The sequence below is a fragment of the Pelagimonas sp. genome (assembly GCF_058892305.1).
The window spans coordinates 26,973-47,188 of the sequence record NZ_JBZXVN010000011.1; the positions used below are offsets into that span (position 1 = coordinate 26,973).

Here is a 20,216-nt window from a genome sequence, read left to right on the forward strand (position 1 = left end):
CCGCCCTTTCTATGAAGGCTCAAACCGTCAGGGAGTTCTATATGCGTTTCGACCAGCGCCACCTTCTCGGCATTGAGCCGCTTCGCCCCGACGAGATCACCACGATCCTCGATCTGGCCGACCAATACGTCAACTTCAACAGAAGCCGCGACAAACATGCCAATGCGCTTGCCGGGCTAACGCAAATCAACATGTTTTTCGAAAACTCTACTCGCACGCAGGCGAGTTTTGAGATCGCCGGAAAACGTCTTGGCGCGGATGTGATGAATATGGCGATGCAGGCCAGCTCGATCAAAAAGGGCGAAACCCTGATCGACACGGCCATGACGCTCAACGCCATGCACCCCGATCTTTTGGTGGTGCGGCACCCGCATTCCGGCGCGGTGGACCTTTTGTCGCAAAAAGTGAATTGCGCGGTTCTGAATGCCGGTGATGGCAAACACGAACACCCGACCCAAGCGCTTTTGGATGCGCTGACCATCCGTCGCGCCAAGGGCCGATTGCACCGCCTCAATATCGCCATTTGTGGTGACATCGCCCATAGCCGCGTGGCGCGCTCCAATATCTTGCTGTTGCACAAGATGGAAAACCGCATCCGTCTGGTTGGTCCATCCACTTTGATGCCCTCGGGCATCGAGCATTTCGGTGTCGAAGTTTACGACGACATGCGCAAGGGCCTCGAAGATGTGGACGTTGTCATGATGCTACGCCTGCAACGCGAACGCATGGATGGCGGCTTTATCCCGTCAGAACGGGAATATTATCACCGCTACGGCTTGGACGCCGCCAAGCTTTCGGTTGCCAAAGACGATGCCATTGTGATGCACCCCGGCCCGATGAACCGCGGCGTGGAAATCGACGGCACCTTGGCCGATGACATTAATCGTTCAGTCATTCAGGATCAGGTCGAAATGGGTGTGGCCGTGCGCATGGCCGCAATGGACCTTTTGGCGCGCAACCTGCGGGCCAACCCCAAAGAGGTGATGGCCTGATGCAGATTGATGTAAACGGATCAGATCGCAGCACTTTGCGGGTCTTTCAGCTCGACCTTCCTGCCGAAGCCGTCGAACGGTTCACCGTGCAAGCGGGCACCGGGGAATGGCCGCTGAAATATGCGCTTGGGGCAACCACACTGCGCAACGGATTTGTGGACGTTGTCGATATTCGCGACCTCGAAAAGATGAGCGTGTCTAAATACCTTGCCGAGGCACACAGCGCCGCCGGAGAAGATTTCAAAGCCGACCGGTCGCGTCTGGATGCGTTGACCGGACACCTTGTCATTCTCCCAGCGCAGGCTTTTGACAACACCTCGCAAACCCTGACCATCGCCCCGCAATTGCGCCTAATTGGGAGCTACGCCGAAGAGGCCGCCGCCACACGCGGCCCAAAACTGCGCAGCGCATCCGCCAAAGGGCTTACCGGCCAAGGCGCGCCGATTGATCGCGAAAACAGAACATCTCTGTTTGTGCTCTTGGCCCTGATTGGGCTTGGCATTGTGGCCCTTTTGATAATGGCGGCGATCCTACGATGACAGTGTTTTCCCCAGACCGCGATACATATATCAAGACCCACAAGATCATGGGCGTTGTGGCCATGGCACTTGGTTTTGCTGTGCTTTGGATTGCTGGCAATCCGCACGCTTGGACCGGCCTGATTGGTGGCGCTGCTGCCGTTGCCTTGCGCGGCTGGTACCTCAAGGACGAAGAGCTTGGCCATGATTGGGTGATGGAAGACGGTGCCCTAAATGGCCCCGGCGGACGACGGGTTTTCCTTGCTGATTTGGTCAAGGTCAAAACCATCGGCTCGGCCGTTCAGCTGATCAACACCGCCGGTGACAAGCATCTGATCAAGTTTCAGGCCGACCCAGAGGCCACGATCAACAAAATCAACGCCGCCCGCTCTGCCGTGGGAGAGACGACATGACCAAGACCCTCATTACCAATGCCAAACTGATTGATCCCGAAGCCGATAGCGTCTCACCCGGTGCGATTTTGATCGAAAACGGTGTGATTGCCGACCGTTTTGACACCCCGGCCCCGGATGTTGCGGGTGCGGATATTGTTGACGCGGGCGGAAAATGCCTTGCCCCCGGTATTGTCGACATCGGTGTCAAAGTCGGCGAACCCGGCGAGCGTCACAAGGAAAGCTATGGCACCGCCGGGCTTGCTGCGGCGGCTGGCGGGGTGACGACAATTGTTACCCGCCCCGACACAACCCCCTGTATCGACACGCCCGAGGCGCTGGAATTTATCCGTCGCCGCGCCAATGAGGCCGCGCCGGTGCATGTATTGCCCATGGCCGCCTTGACCAAGGGCCGCGATGGCCGTGAGATGACCGAATTTGGGTTCCTCATGGACGCCGGGGCCGTGGCTTTTACCGATTGTGACAACGTCGTTGGCGACACCAAGGTTCTGGCCCGCGCCATGACCTACGCCCGAAGCCTTGATGCGCTTGTTATGGGCCACCCTCAGGAACCGACGCTCTCCAAAGGCGCGGCGGTGAGTTCCGGCAAGTTCGCCACGCTGCGCGGCCTTCCGGCTGTGTCACCAATGGCCGAGCGGATGGGGTTGGATCGCGACATCGCCTTGGTCGAAATGACTGGCGCGCGCTATCATGCCGATGTGATCACCGCCGCCCGCGCCTTGCCCTCGCTTGAGCGGGCCAAGCGCAATGGCTTTGACGTGACCGCAGGCACCTCGATGCACCACCTCACCTTGAACGAGCTGGACGTCGCCGATTATCGCACCTTCTTTAAGGTCAAACCGCCGCTCCGTTCCGAAGATGACCGTCAGGCGATTGTGGCGGCGGTGCGCGACGGGTTGATTGACATCATCGGCTCGTTCCACACTCCGCAGGACGAAGAGAGCAAGCGCCTTCCTTATGAAGAGGCCGCAAGCGGTGCCGTGGGTCTTGAAACCATGCTGCCGGTTCTTCTCCGTCTCTACCATTCTGGCGAGCTTGAGCTACCGACCCTGTTCCGCGCCTTGTCTTTGAACCCGGCCAAACGGCTTGGGCTTGATGCCGGGCGTCTGGCCAAAGGGGCACCTGCGGACCTGGTCTTGTTTGACGCGGACAAACCCTTTGTTCTGGATCGGTTCAAACTGAAATCGAAATCCAAAAACACCCCCTTTGATAGCGCGCGGCTTCAGGGCAAGGTGCTTGGCACATGGGTCTCTGGCAAGCGGGTCTTTGAGGCCTAAGCGAAGGAAAAGACAATGTTCAACACCGATCCGACCACCATCGTGATTTGGGCGCTCTTTGGCTATCTATTGGGGTCAGTGCCCTTTGGGATTGTGATCACCCGGCTGCTTGGGCTTGGCGATCTGCGCAAAATCGGATCGGGCAATATCGGCGCGACCAATGTTTTGCGCACCGGTAACAAACCCGCCGCTCTGGCAACTTTGATCTTGGATTCTTCCAAGGGCGCGATTGCGGTTTTGATCGCACAGGCCGTAGCCGGCGACACATCCGCGATGCAGATCGCCGGGTTTTCCGCGTTCGTCGGCCATTGCTATCCGGTCTGGCTCAAATTCAAAGGTGGCAAAGGGGTCGCAACCTATCTGGGTGTTGTGCTGGCGATTAGCCTCCCGGTGGGTTTGCTATGCTGTGCGACTTGGGCGGTTGCCTTTGCCGTCACGCGCATTTCATCGGTTGGGGCGCTCACGGCGGCTTTGTCGACCACGATCTGGATGGTTTTCATGGGGCGCGGCGATCTCTTCCTGATGGGGCTGTTGTTAACCCTGCTTATATTTTGGCGTCACCGCGAAAATCTTGCCCGTCTCAAGGACGGCACAGAGCCAAAAGTTGGGAAAAAGAAATAGGGCCAACCAAGTCCGGCCCTCTTCTCGATGCCTAAACGGCGGCCACTGTGGCCAATTGCGCGGCCAAGGCTTCGCTCACCGGCGCGGGGTGGCTAATTGGCAGCATATGCCCGGCCTCCTCGATTACCACGTCACGCGCCTGCGGAATCCGCGACATGAGATTGGCATGGATTTGCGCCATCACTGGCTGCGATTGCCCGCCGCGCAAAAACGTCACCGGCATCAATAGTTTTTCGAGCCGACCCGCCGCCAACAAACCACAGGAATCCTCCGTCAGGCTTGCCTCTGAGGCTGCCACCATCGGCATAAGACCAACAATCGCCTGTTGCGTCGGTTTTGGTACGTTGTCCCACGGTGCCCCGCCGCCCCATGAGGTATGAAATGCCAAGGCCATAGCCGGCCAATCCTCGACCGCACGCGCATCCAAATAGGGGCGCAGCGCCACTCTGTAGCTCTCATAGTCAGGTGTGCCTTTTGCGGCGGCAAACAGCACCGGTTCAATCATCGTGAGTGACCTAACTTTGTCCGGTGCCTCAAGCGCCAATCGCAAAGCAACGGTCGCGCCAAAGCTATGCCCCACGAGATGATACCCATCCGTCAACAGAGGTCGAATACCGGCTGTCACGGCATCATGGACGTCACCTTGGCCATCCCAAGGCGCAGACCGGCCGTGGCCCGGCATATCCGGGGCAAACCCGGTCACCTTGTCCGCCAAGGGGCTGACAATAGACTTCCACATCCCCCCATGGGCCAAAGAACAATGCATGAAAAGGGCCGTTTCAGGCCCCTTTCCAAATTGCGTTACGTTCAGCTTGGTCAAAGATCACCCGCCAAATGCGCGTCCAAATCGTCCAAACGATCCTGACCCCAAAAGCGTTGTTCGCCGTCCACGACAAAGAAGGGCGACCCAAAGACACCATTGTTCACCGCCTCTTCGAGGTTGCGGGCGTATGTTTCGGCCCCGGTCAGCAAACCGCTATCGGCAAGCTTGGGGTCAAAACCAGCGGCCTCGAGGGCGGATTTCACCACCTCATCCGTGGCAATGTCCTTTTCCTCGGCCCAACAGGCTCGGAAAATACCTTGCACCAACTTGCCCATATCACCACCACCAGCGTTTTGGGCCGCAATGATTGCATAAGAGGCCGGAGCGCCATTTGTTGGCCAAAAGGCCGGCTTGGGCGTCAATGCTAGGCCGGTCTTTTTCTTAGCCCGGAGCAGTTCTTGCATTCGATATTCCATACGGCTTGGATGACGATCTTTCGGCAATGTGCCACCCGTCCGCCCGAACAATTGACCAATATCCAGAGGTTTATAGGTGAGGCTGGCCCCGTGTTTAGCGGCGATTTCTTCGACTCTGGAACCGCAAAGATAGGCCCATGGGGACAGAGTCGTGAAATAGTAATCGATATGAGCCAATGCTCTTCTCCTGATGGTGTTGCTGGTGTGAATGCTAAGCACATGTTAAGGCGACCGCAACGTCACGAATCCGTCATCTTCCGGAGCCCCACTCATGCCCACTGTCGTTGAACCCAAAATCATCTCAGGCAATGCCAACCGCCCCTTGGGCGAAGCCGTTGCCCGCCGCATGTCGCTATATCGCGGCATGAGCGTTAACCTTGTCGATGCGCGCATCGAACGTTTCAACGACGGCGAAGTTTTCGTCGAAGTGTTCGAAAACGTCCGCGGCGAAGACATGTATATCATGCAAAGCACGTCGAACCCAGCCAATGACAACCTGATGGAGTTGTTGGTCATGGCCGATGCGCTGCGGCGCTCCTCTGCGGCGCGGATCACCGCCGTGATGCCCTATTTCGGCTATGCCCGTCAGGATCGCCGTACCAAGGCCCGTACGCCGATTACGGCCAAGCTGGTCGCCAATATGATCGCCGAAGCCGGGATCGAGCGGGTCTTGACCATGGACCTGCACGCCGCCCAGATTCAGGGTTTTTTCGACATTCCAGTTGATAACCTCTATGCCTCGCCGATTTTCGCGCTCGACATCAAGAAACAATTCGCAGGTCAGCTCGAAGACGTGATGGTTGTCTCACCCGATGTTGGCGGCGTGGCCCGGGCCCGCGAATTGGCCAAACGCATCAACGCGCCACTTTCGATCGTTGATAAACGCCGCGAAAAGCCCGGTGAGATCGCGGAAATGACCGTGATCGGCAATGTCGAAGGCAAGAAATGTATCATCGTTGACGACATGTGCGACACCGCCGGCACGCTTTGCAAAGCTGCTGAGGTGATCCTTGAGCACGGCGCCACCGAGGTTCACGCCTATATCTCGCATGGTGTGATGTCCGGCCCTGCGGTTGATCGCGTCACCAAATCGGTTCTCAAAACGCTGGTTCTAACCGATTCAATCCAGCCAACAGAAGCCGTCAAAGGCGCCGCCAATATTCGCGTCCTGCCAACGGCCCCCTTGTTTGCGCAATCTATCCTGAACATCTGGAACGGCACGTCGGTGTCGTCGCTGTTTGAAACCGACGTGCTCGGGCCAATCTACGAAGGTATCTTGTAAGATTTGACCGAGGTCATGGCCTAGTTTGCCAGACCTGACACAGTACAAAGACCGGCGCGCCACTTGCGGCGCGCCTTTTTTGTTGGAGGTCAACATGAAACCTTCCATTGCCGCCATGTTCGGTTTCGCCGCAATGCTTGGGGCCAGCACCGGCCACGCCCAACAGATCGATCCGCATATTTTGTATGAGAGCAAATGCGGAACCTGCCACGTTCCTCATGCCGGAGAGTTTGTAAGTCAAAGCGTTGTCGTCGATGGGACAGAGTTGATCGGCAATTCAACGCAAATCCCGGTTCGCACGTTCTTGCAAACCGGTCACGGGCGATTGTCAAACAGTGAAATCGACACAATGATGGAACACTTAGAGACCATCCAAGACAGTGGTCAGCTTTTCATTCGCAAATGCACAATTTGCCATGGACGCGCCGTTGTTTTGTCCGAGCTGAACCTGATCATGAAGGAAGGCGAGCCCTGGGGCCGCTACACCGGCCGCAAGATCGAAGTCTTTCTCCAAGATCACGGTCGTCTGACCCAGGACGAAATTCCGATCATCATGGGGGCGTTTGTGCGTCAACTCGTTCCTGCCGACGGTGTTGAAAACTAGATTTAATACAGTTCCCAATCATCATCCGACGCCACTTCACCAATCGCAGTCCAGCTCATGCGGACGCGGGCAACACGGGTGTCAGACCAAGTGCGAAACACCAAGTCACAGCCCTTTTCGGTGATCTTGTCGGCGGTGATGTCGGCGCGCACATTAGCCCCTTGGTCCATGTCCCATAGGGACAAGGTGACCTGAACGGTTGGAATGCTGCGGAAGGGTTCCGAGAACTTGACCTTTTTGCGCCTCTCGCGCGCCCCATGGCCAGTCCACATGTCGCCACCCGATGCGAAATCGGAAAAGACTTCTTCGTTGCCTTGATCCACCCCGATGAGTGAGCCCACATATTTGCGCATAGTCGTTCTCTTACGTTACTGCCGGGGCGTCCGCCTTTCCCGTCAAACGGGTATATCGCCCTTCGCCCCTAAAAGGGAATGCCAAAGAGTGGTTTCAAAAGCGTTGCCATTCACCTTGTGGCGCTTTTGGCATATACATCTTGGCCTTTGCGCTATATAGGCCAGCGCTTAGCCCCCTCCTCCGCTGAAAGATTCCCTGATGATTGCCCCATTGCAAGATGCCTTAACCGAACGCGGTTACGACACCCTGACAGACGTTCAAACCGCCTGTTCTAACCCTGACCTCCAAGGCAAGGATCTGCTCGTCTCTGCCCAGACCGGATCGGGTAAGACAGTTGGATTTGGTTTGGCGATTGCGCCAACTCTGCTAGGTGATGCTGTGCATATGGGCCGCGCCGAAGCGCCGGTTGCTTTGGTGATTGCACCAACCCGCGAATTGGCGCTTCAGGTCAAGCGTGAGTTGACATGGCTATACGCTAAAACCGGAGCCTGGATCGCGTCCTGTGTTGGGGGCATGGATATGCGCGATGAACGCCGGGCACTATCACGCGGGGCACATATTGTTGTCGGCACGCCGGGGCGTTTGCGCGACCATATCGAACGTGGATCGTTGCAGATGGACGGCCTCAAGGCCGTGGTTCTGGACGAAGCGGACGAGATGCTCGACCTTGGCTTTCGCGAAGATTTGGAATTTATGCTGGGTGAGGCACCGGAAGATCGCCGCACCTTGATGTTCTCGGCCACTGTGTCGCCGATGATTGCCAAGCTGGCCAAGAACTTCCAAAACGATGCCGAGCGGATTTCGACCGTGTCCGGCAAAGAGCAGCACGCCGATATCACCTATCAGGCGGTGCGTGCCGCCCAGCAAGACGCAGAACATGCCATCATCAACATTCTGCGTTACCACGAGGCTGAAAAAGCCATCGTGTTCGCCAACACCCGCGCCGCTGTCAATCGCCTGACCGCGCGCTTTTCCAATCGTGGTTTCGCGGTTGTGAGCCTCTCTGGGGAGCTGTCACAGAACGAACGGACACACGCGCTGCAAGCGATGCGTGACGGACGTGCCCGCGTCTGTGTGGCCACAGACGTTGCGGCCCGAGGTATTGACCTGCCCAAGTTGGAGTTGGTTATTCACGCCGACCTTCCTACCAACACCGAAGCGTTGTTACACCGGTCTGGTCGGACAGGTCGCGCCGGTCAAAAGGGGATTTCGGCGCTAGTTGTGACGCCTAAAATCGCCAAGAAGGCCGAACGGTTATTGAAATGGGCCAAGCTCAAGGCCGAGTGGGTCGAAGCCCCAAGTGCCGAAGAGATCATGCGCAAAGACGAAGAGCGTCTTTTGACCGATCCAGTTTGGACCGAAGAAGCATCGGACGAGCACAAAGAATTCGCGGCCAAGCTTCTTGAGCTTCATGCACCTGAAACCATCGCCGCCGCCTATTTGAAGTTGTACCAATCGCGCAAATCGGCCCCAGAGGAATTGGCCGACCCCAATTCACGGCCTGAGCGTAAGGAACGCAAAGAGCGCGCTCCCTTTGGACCGTCGACGTGGTTCTCGGTTTCCGCCGGGCGCAAGGATCGTGCCGAGGCCCGTTGGTTGTTGCCTTTGGTCTGTCGCGCCGGTGACATCACCAAGGATTCGATTGGCGCGATCCGCGTCCAAGAGAAAGAGACCTTTGTTGAATTGGCCCAACCCGCAGTGGCCGGTTTCCTCGATAAGGTTGGCGATGGTGGTGAACTTGAGGAAGGCATGACCATCCGCAAGCTCGATAAGGCACCTGACCTTGAGCGCCGCCCGTCAGGGGGGCCGCGTGGCCCGAAACCCGGCGGCAAAAGACCCTTTCGCGAGCGAGATGACTTTGAACCGCGTGGTGAGCGCAAGCCCAAACGGGACTATGATGATCGCCCCAAGCCAAAGTCCGATTACAAACCGAAGCGCGACGACGACAAGCCGCGTGAAAAGCCTCATGTCAAGAAAAGCGGTAAAGCCGTTTGGGGTGGCGAAGCGCAGGCGGCCGAGGCCGAGTTCCGCAAGCCACGCGAGCGTCATGATGATGCAGAGAGACCTACGAGCAAAGGGCCTCGGAAAGAGGGTGGGAAATCCTTTGACAAGTCTGATCGCAAACCTGATGGCAAACGGTCGGGCAAGCCCGGCGGTAAACCTGGCGACAAGCCATTTTCCAAAGGACCAGGTGGGAAACCGGGCGGTAAACCCTTTGCCAAAGGTCCCGGTGGAAAACCCGGAGGAAAACCCGGCGGCAAACCAAAGGGCAAGCCGGGTGCAACGTCGACCAGCAAACGCCTAGGCCCGCCCCGCAAAGGCGGTGACGCCCGCCCGACGCGCAAGAAATAGAGGGCGGGAGCGAGGGGCCAGCCCCTCGCACTCCCCGGAGTTTACTTTGCAAGATGACAGGGCAGAAGCCCCTTGATTTGAAGAGTTCGAACAAGAAAAAGCCCCGGTCGCATCTCAGCGCCGGGGCTTTTTGTATCTTTGCGTTATCGCGCTCTTTACAGAGATGCGGCTTTCGCAGTCAGGCCAACAGCACCAGCAATCGCAACCATGTCGTTCAGCAGCTTGGCTGCGTCATCCACGGAAGCACCGGCTTCTTTGGTCTGGGTGTAGACGGCCTGAGCCTCATCTACCAATGCGTCATAGGTTGCCTGATCAACGTCGCCCTTAGGCAGCGCTTTTTCAGCCAGCACCGACAGGCTTTCACCGATTTCGGCAAAGCCACCCGTGACCACAAATTCCTGAACGCCTTTGTCGGTGTCCACAGTCAGGACGCCGGGGCGCAGGGTGGTGATCAGCGGAGCGTGGTTCGGCATCGCGGTCAGGTCGCCATCGGCACCTGGGATCTGCACCGAGGTGACCTGTGCAGTGAGCAGGCTACGTTCGGGGCTGACCAGATCGAATTGCATCGTGTCTGCCATTTTTTATGTCTCCGTCTCCGGGGTGGCGGTGCGAGCACCGCCGGCCCCGTCGGTTAAGGAAAGATGTAGGGTGGGGTTTTACCCCACCGCCACTTAGGCAGCTTCCGCAGCCAGCTTCTCGGCTTTTGCCAGCACTTCGTCAATGCCGCCAACCATGTAGAAGGCACCTTCTGGCAGGTGGTCATATTCACCGGCCACAACAGCTTTGAACGAGCTGATGGTATCTTCCAAAGGAACCTGAACACCGTCGGAGCCAGTGAAGACCTTCGCAACGTCGAACGGCTGCGAGAGGAAACGCTGGATCTTACGCGCCCGGGCAACGGTCAGTTTGTCTTCTTCAGACAGTTCGTCCATGCCGAGGATCGCGATGATGTCCTGAAGCGACTTGTAGCGCTGGAGGATACCCTGAACATCACGAGCAACATTGTAGTGCTCCTCGCCAACGATCTGTGGGTCCATCAGGCGCGAAGACGAATCGAGCGGGTCAACCGCTGGGTAGATGCCCAGCTCGGAGATCGCACGGTTCAGAACGGTTGTCGCGTCCAAGTGAGCAAAGGTGGTTGCAGGCGCAGGGTCGGTAAGGTCATCCGCAGGCACGTAAACGGCCTGAATGGATGTGATCGAACCGTTTTTGGTCGATGTAATCCGTTCCTGCATCGCACCCATGTCGGTGGCCAGTGTTGGCTGGTAGCCCACCGCCGAAGGAATACGACCGAGCAGAGCCGAAACCTCGGAGCCCGCCTGAGTAAAGCGGAAGATGTTGTCAACGAAGAACAGAACGTCGGTACCGGATTGGTCCCGGAACTGTTCCGCCAGGGTCAGACCTGTCAGGGCAACACGCGCACGCGCACCGGGAGGTTCGTTCATCTGGCCGTACACCAGAGCAACCTGCGATTCTTCGAGGTTGTCAGGCTTAATAACGTTGGATTCGATCATCTCGTGGTAAAGGTCGTTGCCTTCACGGGTACGCTCACCAACACCCGCGAATACGGAGAAGCCCGAGTGCACTTTGGCGATGTTGTTAATCAGTTCCATGATCAGAACGGTTTTGCCAACACCGGCACCACCGAAGAGACCAATTTTACCACCCTTGGAGTATGGAGCCAGCAGGTCGATAACCTTAATGCCGGTAACCAGAACTTCGGATTCAGTCGCCTGCTCGTCAAACTCAGGAGCGGGCTGGTGAATGGAGCGGTATTCCGTTGCGTTGAGAGGTTCACCTTCGTCAACCGGCTCACCAACAACGTTCAGGATGCGGCCCAGAGTAGCGTTACCAACGGGAACCGAGATCGGTCCGCCGGTGTCTTCTACAGCCTGACCACGAACGAGACCTTCGGTCGCGTCCATAGCAATACAACGAACGGTACCTTCGCCGAGGTGCTGGGAAACTTCCAGAACCAGTTTCTTACCGTTGTTGCTTGTGTTCAGGGCGTTCAGAATTTCAGGCAGGTGGTCGCCGAATTGGACGTCAACCACGGCGCCAATCACCTGAGTGATTTTGCCTTGTGCGTTAGCCATTTCTATTCTCCGATTCTTAGAGCGCCTCGGCGCCCGAGATAATTTCGATCAGTTCGTTCGTGATGACGGCCTGACGCGAACGGTTGAACTGGATGGTAAGATTATCAATCATATCACCAGCGTTCCGCGTTGCGTTGTCCATAGCCGACATCCGGGCGCCCTGTTCCGAGGCACCATTCTCGAGCAAGCCCGAGAAGATTTGTGTCGCTACACCACGTGGCAGCAGGTCATTCAGAATGGCCTCTTCATCGGGCTCATAGTCATAGAGCGTCGATGAAGCACCTTCCTCGCCGGTGCTTTCGTAAGCAGCGGGAATGATCTGCAGCGCAGTCGGGTCTTGGCTGATGACGGAGTTGAACTTCGAGAAGAAGATCGTCGCCACGTCAAATTCATCAGCGTCAAAGCGCGCCAGCACATCACGAGCGATGTCCTGAGCGTTGCTGTAACCAAGACGTTTGACCTCGGACAGGTCCACATGGCCAACGAAGTTCGCTTCGTAGTCACGTTTCAGCTGTTCGCGGCCTTTCTTGCCAACAGTGAGAATTTTCACTGTTTTACCTTCGGCCAACAACGCCTCAATCCGGGTCCGCGCCAGCTTGACGATGGAGCTGTTGAAGCCCCCGCACAGCCCACGCTCGGCGGTCATAACCACCAAGAGCTGTACGTCGTCTTTGCCTGTGCCCGCCAAAAGGCGAGGGGCGCTATCACTGGTGCCAACACCGGCAGCCAGCGATCCCATCACGGCGTTGAAGCGCGCGGCGTAGGGCCGCGCAGCTTCTGCAGCTTCCTGGGCGCGGCGCAATTTTGCTGCCGCGACCATCTGCATAGCCTTGGTGATCTTGCGGGTCGATTTGACCGACTCGATCCTGGTTTTTAGGTCCTTGAGATTCGGCATCTGCTCTCCTCCTTACGAGAAGTCAGCGGCGAAAGCATCCAGCGCAGCTTTGACCTTGTCTGCAAGCTCACCTTTAACCTTGCGGTCATTGTCGGTGATGTCAGCCAGCAAATCAGCGTGTTTGCCGCGCAGATGCGTCAGCAGACCAGCTTCGTAGCGGCCAACGTCGCTTACGTCCACTTTGTCCAGATACCCATTGGTACCGGCAAAAATGGTGCAGACGATTTCAGCATTGGTCAGAGGCGAGTACTGGGCCTGCTTCATCAGCTCGGTCAGACGCGCACCACGTGCCAGCAACTGCTGGGTTGCGGCGTCAAGGTCGGAACCAAACTGCGCAAAGGCAGCCATTTCGCGGTACTGAGCCAGCGAGAGCTTAACAGGGCCAGCAACCGAAGACATGGCTTTGGTTTGAGCCGAGGAGCCAACGCGCGAAACCGACAGNNAGATCTGACCGTCGGTGATCGAAATCACGTTGGTTGGAATAAACGCGGAAACGTCACCACCTTGGGTTTCAATGATCGGCAGAGCGGTCAAAGAACCGGAACCGTTGTCTTCGTTCAGCTTGGCCGAACGTTCCAGCAGGCGCGAGTGGAGATAGAAAACGTCACCAGGATAGGCTTCACGTCCGGGTGGACGACGCAGAAGCAGCGACATCTGACGATAAGACACAGCCTGCTTGGAGAGATCATCATAGATGATCAGCGCGTGGCGGCCATTGTCACGGAAGTGCTCGGCCATCGCGGTCGCGGCATAGGGTGCCAGGAACTGCATAGGCGCTGGGTCGGACGCGGTCGCGGCAACAACGATCGAGTAGTCAATCGCGCCGGTCTCTTCCAGCTTTTTCACCAGCTGAGCAACAGTCGAACGTTTCTGACCAACGGCAACATAGATGCAGTACAGCTTCTTGTTTTCGTCGTCGCCAGCGGCGTCGTTGTATGATTTCTGGTTCAGGATCGCATCCAGAGCAACGGCTGTTTTACCGGTCTGACGGTCACCAATGATCAGCTCACGCTGGCCACGGCCAATTGGGATCATCGCGTCAACGGCTTTGAGGCCAGTCGCCATCGGTTCGTGAACCGATTTACGTGGGATGATGCCTGGGGCTTTCTGGTCCGCGATGCGGCGCTCAGATGTGCCGATAGGGCCTTTGCCGTCGATCGGGTTACCCAGACCGTCAACAACGCGACCAAGAAGCTCGTCACCGGCAGGAACGTCCACAATGGAGTTCGTACGCTTAACGGTGTCGCCTTCTTTGATGTCACGGTCGGACCCGAAGATAACGATACCGACGTTGTCGGTTTCGAGGTTCAGGGCCATGCCCATGATACCACCGGGGAATTCGACCATTTCACCGGCCTGGATGTTGTCCAGACCGTGGACACGGGCAATACCGTCCCCCACGGAAAGCACACGACCAACCTCAGCAACTTCGGCATCTTGGCCAAAGTTCTTGATCTGGTCCTTTAGGATCGCAGAAATTTCTGCTGCTTGGATACCCATTTATCCGACCTCTTTCATTGCATTCTGGAGGGAGTTGAGCTTGGAGCGGATCGACGTGTCGATCATCTTCGAGCCCACCTTAACGACAAGACCGCCAATGAGGCTTTCATCGACGGTCGCATTGATTTTGACGTCCTTGCCAACGGAGGCTTTGAGCGTCTCGGCGAGTTTGGCTGCCTGAGCATCGCTCAGCGCGGTGGCTGATGCGACGTCTGCGGTTACTTCGCCTTTTTCTTCTGCCAGCATATCGCGCAGAACGGCGATCAGCTGAGGCAGAACAAACAAGCGGCGCTTTTGGGCCATCAGGCCCAGCGCGTTGGTGACGGCCGGGATAAGGCCCATCTTATTGGCAATTGCCGACACCGCCTGGCCTTGCTCTTCACGGCTGAAAACCGGCGACGAAATCAATTCGCGCAGGTCGGCGCTGTTGTCCAGCGCAGCCGATAGATCATCAAGGTTGGCTTCGAGCTTGGGGAGATTCTTATTCTCCTGAACAATCTCGAAGATGGCGGTGGCATAGCGCACGGCGATGCCGGAGGAAATCGATGCAGATTCTGACACGTCCACCCTTTCGATATTCAGCCCCCGTGACGCGACGGGGATCCGGCGCATCCGAGGGCAAGTCGAACTCTTGAAATGCTCCAAGAGACATAAATCGACGCGGATGTAGCAGAGCTATTCGCACCTAGCAACATGCTAAGGTATTTTTAACTTTAGGGCTAAACCCATGTAAAACAGGGACTTGGGCAAAAGTGCGACTTTGTGCGCGCCTTCAAGATGCATCTATTTTCGATATTTTTGAGAGAATCCCCCCTTTGGCCCCTCGAAAACCGCGTTTTTGCACCTAAGCAAAACGCCTCACGACAATGACGACGGGAAACAATAACCGGTATTGCGCTGGCATTGCCTCCGCAGACGCCAAGTAACGTCACACCCCTTGAAAACTTGGGTGAAAACAGGAATAAATCCGCATAACTTGCGTTTTCACAACTTACTCTCGTCAAAATGGCAATTGATGACGTGAGGCTGGGATAGTGCAGATTGCGCACGAACCGACATACCGCCGTTCTGTGACGTGATTTGGAATTTGGTAAAGGGCGATTTCGATGTTTTTGGCACTTCTAGGTTTGGCAATGGTTGGCTTGCTTGCTGCAATGGTGGGCGACGATTCGGACAGCGATGCGGATAACAACGCCCCCCAAGATTCACTGCCTGACCCAGTAGATCCGCCAGTCGACCCCGATGATGAACTTGATCTTGGTGCATCTATCACGGCAAATCAGGACGGGACTTTCACGGTCGAACTTGGCGAAGACGAAACCGGAAGCCTTGTTGCGGTTCATTCCACCGAGGAAAGCATCCCCACCAATGCTTGCTGTTCTTTCGAGAATTCTCATTCCTTGAGGCTATATCTCGTACCACAGGGGACCGACCTTCCCGAAAGTCAGCAAGAATATTGGGACGACTATTACGCATTTAACGCAGACCGGGACGAACCGGTCTCCGGCGATGAAACGGCCGCAATATATGGCCTGACATTAATCGAGGAATTTGACCTTGGGGATGTTGGAGATATTGACAGAAGTCAGGACGGGGGCGTTTCAAGCTTTTGGGACACCCGAGTTGCCCTTCCCACGCTGATCTCATCCTCAGAAATCACCTATGTCGATGGCGGTGACTCAGAAGCGGTGCTCTCTGATCTTCCAACTTTTGACGGCCCGGAGGATGCCCCCTATGTCACGCCCACCCACGGAACGGACGGCGACGATGTTCTGGCAGCGCGTGGCACTGCCACATCGGGCTTTGCAGGCGATGATAGCATTTCCGGTCGAGCCGGAGATATTAGGGGTGGCGAGGGCGACGATCTTATAATTTCGGATGGGTCTACGATTATTCGTGGTGGCGACGACAACGACACGATCATTGCCGAAGGTTCTGAGTTCATTTTGGGGGGTGATGGCGACGATGTGATGCGTCTGAATGATCCCGACCGAGACGCCATGACCTTGACCGCCCGGGGCGATGGCGGCGACGACTATATTGTGACCTCTGGTCAAACACTTGCAGAAGGGGGTAACGGTGACGATACCTTGTCCTCGACCCAGTCTGGCAACCTTTCGCATCGAGCGGCCCCAACCATGACGGGTGGTGCGGGTGCCGACACCTTCCAGGTGATGGCTTCGGATGATGGCGTGTATGGCGGAACGCCGGATGATCCATTGCATTTGGCCACGATCACCGATTTTGACGCCGCCGAAGACACGCTTGTGCTTTCCTCAAACCTTCCTGGCCCAATCTCGGCCACCTATGCCGAGGGCTCTGTGTTGCTCGAACTGGGTGATGGCAGTTTCGCCAGCGTCGCCCTTGGCGTTGAGAGTTTTGATGTCAATTCAATCACCTATGCGGATGTCGAAGCAGACGTCGATGAAACATTTGCCAATGTGCCTGTTCTCGAACCCACAGCCACCAAAAACGAAGATGGGTCAATTACCATCGAGCTGCCAGAGGGTGATACGGGCTCTGTCTTTGCGGCTGTTGTCGAAGCCACCTACCCAATACGCGGTGCGGGCGGTGACTACGAAGCCTATGAGATGCACCTTTACTATGCGCCCGAAGGCACCGATCTTCCGTCATCCTACGCGGATTTCCCTGACGAACAAATTGCTGAAGACGGCCGCCTTTATCCTGACAACATGTATAGCCACCTCGACTTGACCTATCTTGGCGAATGGAACCTCGGCTCGGTTGTCAGCGATTATCTAGAGCTTCCCGAAGATCGTTACAGCGATACACGTATCGCACCGCCGACACTTCATTCGGAGGCCAATGTGCATTCCGTCTTTGTGTCTATGCCAAGTGACTCAGACGACAACATTTATGTTGGGCGCTTCTATGAAACAACCTCTGTCCAAGACATCCCCTATAGCCTGCCTCAAGAAGGCACGAGCGGCGATGATCTGCTGACCGGTGGCTCTGCCCGCATTTCCGGTGGCGAGGGCAACGATACCATTGATGCTCCAAATGGCTTCATTCTTGAAGGTGAGGCCGGGGATGACGTCATAAATGGCGGCCAAATCGGCGTGATAGATGGCGGCAGCGGCAATGACACGATCACGATTGACCAACCATTCTATGTGCAGGCTGGCGACGGTGACGATGTTGTTCTAGGCCGATCCTTCGATGAAACCCTTATTGTAGGTGGCGCCGGCAATGACTACATCGCAACCAACGGCGATGCGCAAGTAATCGGCGGTGACGGCGACGACACGATAACCACGCTGTATGACAGTGACGAGGCCGTCTTTGGGGCATACACAACGGGTGGTGAGGGCTCGGACACTTTCCAAGTCCAACTGCCGACCGATCTCCCGTCGTCTAGCGCAGACGATCCGCTCCGTATTGCGACGATCGCCGATTTTGACGCCGCCGAAGATACATTGATCATCGATACAACCCTTGGCACGCCGACGGCTGTCGCGTTTGTCGGGTCGAATGTGACCCTAAGCTATGCCGACGGTTCGACCCTACAAATCCTATTGAGCGATGTTGAAACCTTTGACCCCAGCACGATCATATTTAGCGATGTAACCGCCGACGTTGACGGCAGGTATGCGGCCGTGGGCGCGTAAAATGGAGTGAGATAGTGTATTTAGCGATATTGGGTTTGGTGATGGCGGGGCTTTTGGCCTAGGCCTTTTCAAGTGAGTCAGACGACGGATCAGATGGCGATTCAAACAGTCCAGACATCCCTGATGTTCCCGAGGTGCCGGAGCTTCCAGAAGAGCCTGACACCGGAGCCACGCTATCCCAAAACGAAGATGGCAGCGTAACAGTCGAGTTGGGGGAAGACGAAACCGGATCGTTGGTGACCATTGTCACGGACGAACAATACGTTCCCTATCCAACAAATTCGGGGCACTCTTCTGCAAGCGAACATACGGCCACGTTGTTCCTAGTNNACGAATACCAAGATTTTTTGACCTCAGAAGACGATGAGTTTACCGATTACCTTAGCGCTCAAGGCGCGTCGGTTCTTGACGCCTTTGACTTGGGAAACGAGGGCTTTCTAAGGGCTGAACAGACTGACCCGATGGACCGCTTCGAAGCGTTTGATACGCATATCCCTATACCGGAGATTTTGTCCGATCAGCCGGTCGCCTATTACGCCCCCCTAGGAGACGACATAGGACAATTTGATCCGTCAGAGGGTTTCCCCTATGACCCACCGCCCCCTGCAACAGATAATGCCGATGCACTTGTTGCGGCTGGAACCGTGACCAACGGGCTTGCTGGCGACGATACGATAACCGGAACCGAAAATAACCCTGTGCGTTTGGTCGAAGGCGGCGAAGGTGACGATCTGATCTATGATGTTGCGTCAGTGGCCATTCATGGCGGAACCGGCGATGACACCATTGACGTTGGCCCAACAGAGTTTGTTTTCGGAGAGGACGGAAACGACGTCATCCGGCTGGATGATCCTCAGGCGGATACCGAACAGACCTACATCGGAGGCGGTTCCGGCGACGATTATTTGGTGGCAACGGGCGAAACCACAATTTCCGGTGGTGAGGGCGATGACACCCTCACAGCTGGTGGGGTTTCCGAAGATTCATCCGGGCTTTATCGACAAACCTTGATCGACAGCCAGGGGATCAACACGTTCCAAGTGATGGGTCCCCTGGGCGAACTAACTGGCGGTACGCTCGATGATCCCATTCAACTCGCTTCCATTCTCGGATTTGACCCTACCGATGATACGCTTGTTCTGTCCCCCAACCTGCCCGGCCCGATCACCCCGACCTATTCGGATGGCACTTTGCTGTTGGAACTAGGCGATGGCAGCTTTGCCAGTGTCTTTTTAGGTGTCGAAACCTTTGATGTCTCGACGATCCAATTGGCGGATATTGAGGCCGAAGTTGACGCGGCTTTTGTGGCCACCCCTTAGCCTGATCTTGGGGCAACTGTGACCGAGAATACGGATGGAACCGTCAACATCGAACTCGGCGAAGACGAAACCGGATCGCTGGTGGCACTTCAAATCCCGAACGGGGCAATTTGGGGAACCAGGCGGATGAAGTCGACCACTCAGTCAATCTTTACCTCTTGCCGGAAGGTGCCAAATTCCCTGAAACACGCGAAGAGGGCGCAGGGTTTGGCAACGTTGAAACATACTCCTATTTAAACGAAATCACTGATGATCTGGGTATGCAGCTTGTGGGGTCTTGGGATCTCGGTAGCACCGGATCAAATGAGGACGATTTCAACAACGGAGACGAACCGATGCGCATTTGGGATGCGCGCCTGCCAAGTCCTGAATTCATCTCTGACACTCCGATTTCCGGTTATGATATCGAGGTGGATGAAATCGTTGAAGGCATCACACCAATTGCCCGCCCTGATCTGTTGGTTGATGGTCATGTAGGAGTCGTATCAATACAGCCGAATGACTACTCAACGGCGTTTTGTCTAGTGGGTCTTCGTTTGACGGAACGGCAGGGAACGATACGATTAGCGTCAATGCATATGACGAAGACGGCCTACGGATCACACCGGGTGCCGGCGAAGATCAGATCACCATTGGCCTGTCTTCGTCGTTTGTGGATGCGAGCGGAGATGGAGTGGCCGACACGGTTGCTATGCAGGTCACTGACAACCACAGCTTTGACAGCGTTTCGCTTGCGCCAAGTGTTTCTGCCGGCAATTCAGACACGATCGAAATTGAGTTCCCAGAAGACACCGACGGCCAGTTAATCGCTATTCATTCACGCACCGATACAACCGACGAAAGCCCTCCCAGAGGTGATCGCGAAGATTGGAACATTGAGGTGTTCCTTGTCTCAGACGGGTTTCTCAGACGGGTTGGAAATACCCGAGCAAGTCGACGGCTATGCGGACATCTTGGCCCTTATCCAAGGCAAGAGTCTCGGCCTTGCAAACATCCATCTAGGTGAATTCAACGCTCTTAAACCCACATCTCTGGGCATGGACTATGACTCAACCTTCTCTCCGGAGCTCGTGACTGATCGCAGCATTTCCCACGTAGTCGTTACCACGCAGATTGGCTGAGGCG

General features: G+C 56.2%; 19 protein-coding genes and 2 pseudogenes. 12 read left to right on the forward strand and 9 right to left on the reverse strand.

Going from position 1 to position 20,216, the window contains the following annotated elements; all coding sequences use genetic code 11:
- Positions 1–41 precede the first annotated feature (41 nt).
- Genes AC5EFR_RS04325 through plsY form a run of 5 tightly spaced genes read left to right on the forward strand, consistent with a single transcriptional unit; the run spans position 42 to position 3,821 of the window.
- Positions 42–992 (forward strand): aspartate carbamoyltransferase catalytic subunit, encoded by a 951-nt coding sequence (locus AC5EFR_RS04325; RefSeq protein WP_493574731.1) that lies wholly within the window; start codon positions 42–44, stop codon positions 990–992.
- A complete protein-coding gene (locus AC5EFR_RS04330; RefSeq protein WP_493574732.1) occupies positions 992–1,531 on the forward strand; it encodes an aspartate carbamoyltransferase catalytic subunit in 540 nt (179 codons plus the stop codon). The genes AC5EFR_RS04325 and AC5EFR_RS04330 overlap by 1 nt, the downstream gene beginning before the upstream one ends.
- A complete protein-coding gene (locus tag AC5EFR_RS04335; protein WP_299935965.1) occupies positions 1,528–1,923 on the forward strand; it encodes a hypothetical protein in 396 nt (131 codons plus the stop codon). Before AC5EFR_RS04330 ends, AC5EFR_RS04335 begins: the two co-directional genes overlap by 4 nt.
- The gene (pyrC, locus tag AC5EFR_RS04340) at positions 1,920–3,200 is read left to right on the forward strand and encodes a dihydroorotase (RefSeq protein WP_493574733.1); all 1,281 of its coding nucleotides are present in this window, start codon (positions 1,920–1,922) and stop codon (positions 3,198–3,200) included. The genes AC5EFR_RS04335 and pyrC overlap by 4 nt, the downstream gene beginning before the upstream one ends.
- Positions 3,201–3,215: 15 nt before the next feature.
- A complete protein-coding gene (plsY, locus tag AC5EFR_RS04345; protein ID WP_493574734.1) occupies positions 3,216–3,821 on the forward strand; it encodes a glycerol-3-phosphate 1-O-acyltransferase PlsY in 606 nt (201 codons plus the stop codon).
- A 31-nt stretch (positions 3,822–3,852) separates the two neighbouring features.
- Here the strand turns inward: plsY and AC5EFR_RS04350 are convergent, their stop codons facing one another.
- Together AC5EFR_RS04350 and AC5EFR_RS04355 are read right to left on the reverse strand one after the other, a co-directional pair.
- Positions 3,853–4,641: an alpha/beta fold hydrolase gene (locus tag AC5EFR_RS04350; RefSeq protein WP_493574735.1), complete on the reverse strand. Its 789-nt coding sequence runs from the start codon at positions 4,639–4,641 to the stop codon at positions 3,853–3,855.
- Positions 4,638–5,237 carry a 2-hydroxychromene-2-carboxylate isomerase gene (locus tag AC5EFR_RS04355; RefSeq protein WP_493574736.1) on the reverse strand — a complete coding sequence of 200 codons (600 nt, stop codon included), beginning with the start codon at positions 5,235–5,237 and terminating at the stop codon, positions 4,638–4,640. Before AC5EFR_RS04355 ends, AC5EFR_RS04350 begins: the two co-directional genes overlap by 4 nt.
- A 94-nt stretch (positions 5,238–5,331) precedes the next feature.
- Between AC5EFR_RS04355 and AC5EFR_RS04360 the strand changes: the two genes are divergently transcribed.
- Both AC5EFR_RS04360 and AC5EFR_RS04365 read left to right on the forward strand, forming a co-directional pair.
- Complete coding sequence (locus tag AC5EFR_RS04360; RefSeq protein WP_493574737.1) at positions 5,332–6,342, forward strand: ribose-phosphate pyrophosphokinase; 1,011 nt, start codon at positions 5,332–5,334, stop codon at positions 6,340–6,342.
- 94 nt (positions 6,343–6,436) lie between these two features.
- On the forward strand, positions 6,437–6,946 hold the full coding sequence (locus AC5EFR_RS04365) for a hypothetical protein (RefSeq protein ID WP_493574738.1): 510 nt from the start codon (positions 6,437–6,439) through the stop codon (positions 6,944–6,946).
- Positions 6,947–6,948: 2 nt separating this feature from the next.
- On the opposite strand, the gene AC5EFR_RS04370 is transcribed toward AC5EFR_RS04365, so the two are convergent.
- Positions 6,949–7,299, reverse strand: coding sequence for an H-type lectin domain-containing protein (locus tag AC5EFR_RS04370; RefSeq protein ID WP_493574739.1), 351 nt, complete (start codon positions 7,297–7,299; stop codon positions 6,949–6,951).
- 199 nt (positions 7,300–7,498) lie between these two features.
- Here AC5EFR_RS04370 and AC5EFR_RS04375 point away from each other — a divergent pair, with 199 nt between their 5' ends.
- Entirely contained in the window at positions 7,499–9,652 is a 2,154-nt protein-coding gene (locus AC5EFR_RS04375; RefSeq protein WP_493574740.1) for a DEAD/DEAH box helicase, read from the forward strand.
- A gap of 155 nt (positions 9,653–9,807) precedes the next feature.
- On the opposite strand, the gene AC5EFR_RS04380 is transcribed toward AC5EFR_RS04375, so the two are convergent.
- From AC5EFR_RS04380 to AC5EFR_RS04405, 6 genes and pseudogenes are all read right to left on the reverse strand, one after another.
- A complete protein-coding gene (locus tag AC5EFR_RS04380) occupies positions 9,808–10,230 on the reverse strand; it encodes a F0F1 ATP synthase subunit epsilon (RefSeq protein WP_299935980.1) in 423 nt (140 codons plus the stop codon).
- Between the two features lie 93 nt (positions 10,231–10,323).
- Entirely contained in the window at positions 10,324–11,748 is a 1,425-nt protein-coding gene (gene atpD, locus AC5EFR_RS04385; RefSeq protein WP_493574741.1) for a F0F1 ATP synthase subunit beta, read from the reverse strand.
- Positions 11,749–11,764: 16 nt separating this feature from the next.
- Entirely contained in the window at positions 11,765–12,643 is an 879-nt protein-coding gene (locus tag AC5EFR_RS04390; RefSeq protein WP_493574742.1) for a F0F1 ATP synthase subunit gamma, read from the reverse strand.
- A 12-nt stretch (positions 12,644–12,655) separates the two neighbouring features.
- A pseudogene (locus AC5EFR_RS04395) lies at positions 12,656–13,084 on the reverse strand (F0F1 ATP synthase subunit alpha); the annotation flags it as partial.
- A 2-nt stretch (positions 13,085–13,086) separates the two neighbouring features.
- Positions 13,087–14,143: pseudogene (gene atpA, locus AC5EFR_RS04400) on the reverse strand (F0F1 ATP synthase subunit alpha); the annotation flags it as partial.
- On the reverse strand, positions 14,144–14,755 hold the full coding sequence (locus AC5EFR_RS04405) for a F0F1 ATP synthase subunit delta (protein ID WP_493574743.1): 612 nt from the start codon (positions 14,753–14,755) through the stop codon (positions 14,144–14,146).
- 494 nt (positions 14,756–15,249) lie between these two features.
- Between AC5EFR_RS04405 and AC5EFR_RS04410 the strand changes: the two genes are divergently transcribed.
- The 4 genes from AC5EFR_RS04410 (at position 15,250) to AC5EFR_RS04425 (ending at position 20,212) form a co-directional block, all read left to right on the forward strand.
- On the forward strand, positions 15,250–17,772 hold the full coding sequence (locus tag AC5EFR_RS04410) for a calcium-binding protein (protein ID WP_493574744.1): 2,523 nt from the start codon (positions 15,250–15,252) through the stop codon (positions 17,770–17,772).
- Between the two features lie 134 nt (positions 17,773–17,906).
- Positions 17,907–18,100 (forward strand): hypothetical protein (locus AC5EFR_RS04415; RefSeq protein WP_493574745.1); only part of this gene is annotated, 194 nt, incomplete at its 3' end.
- Positions 18,101–19,249: 1,149 nt separating this feature from the next.
- Complete coding sequence (locus tag AC5EFR_RS04420) at positions 19,250–19,897, forward strand: hypothetical protein (RefSeq protein ID WP_493574746.1); 648 nt, start codon at positions 19,250–19,252, stop codon at positions 19,895–19,897.
- 81 nt (positions 19,898–19,978) lie between these two features.
- A complete protein-coding gene (locus tag AC5EFR_RS04425) occupies positions 19,979–20,212 on the forward strand; it encodes a hypothetical protein (RefSeq protein WP_493574747.1) in 234 nt (77 codons plus the stop codon).
- The last annotated feature ends 4 nt before the right edge of the window (positions 20,213–20,216 follow it).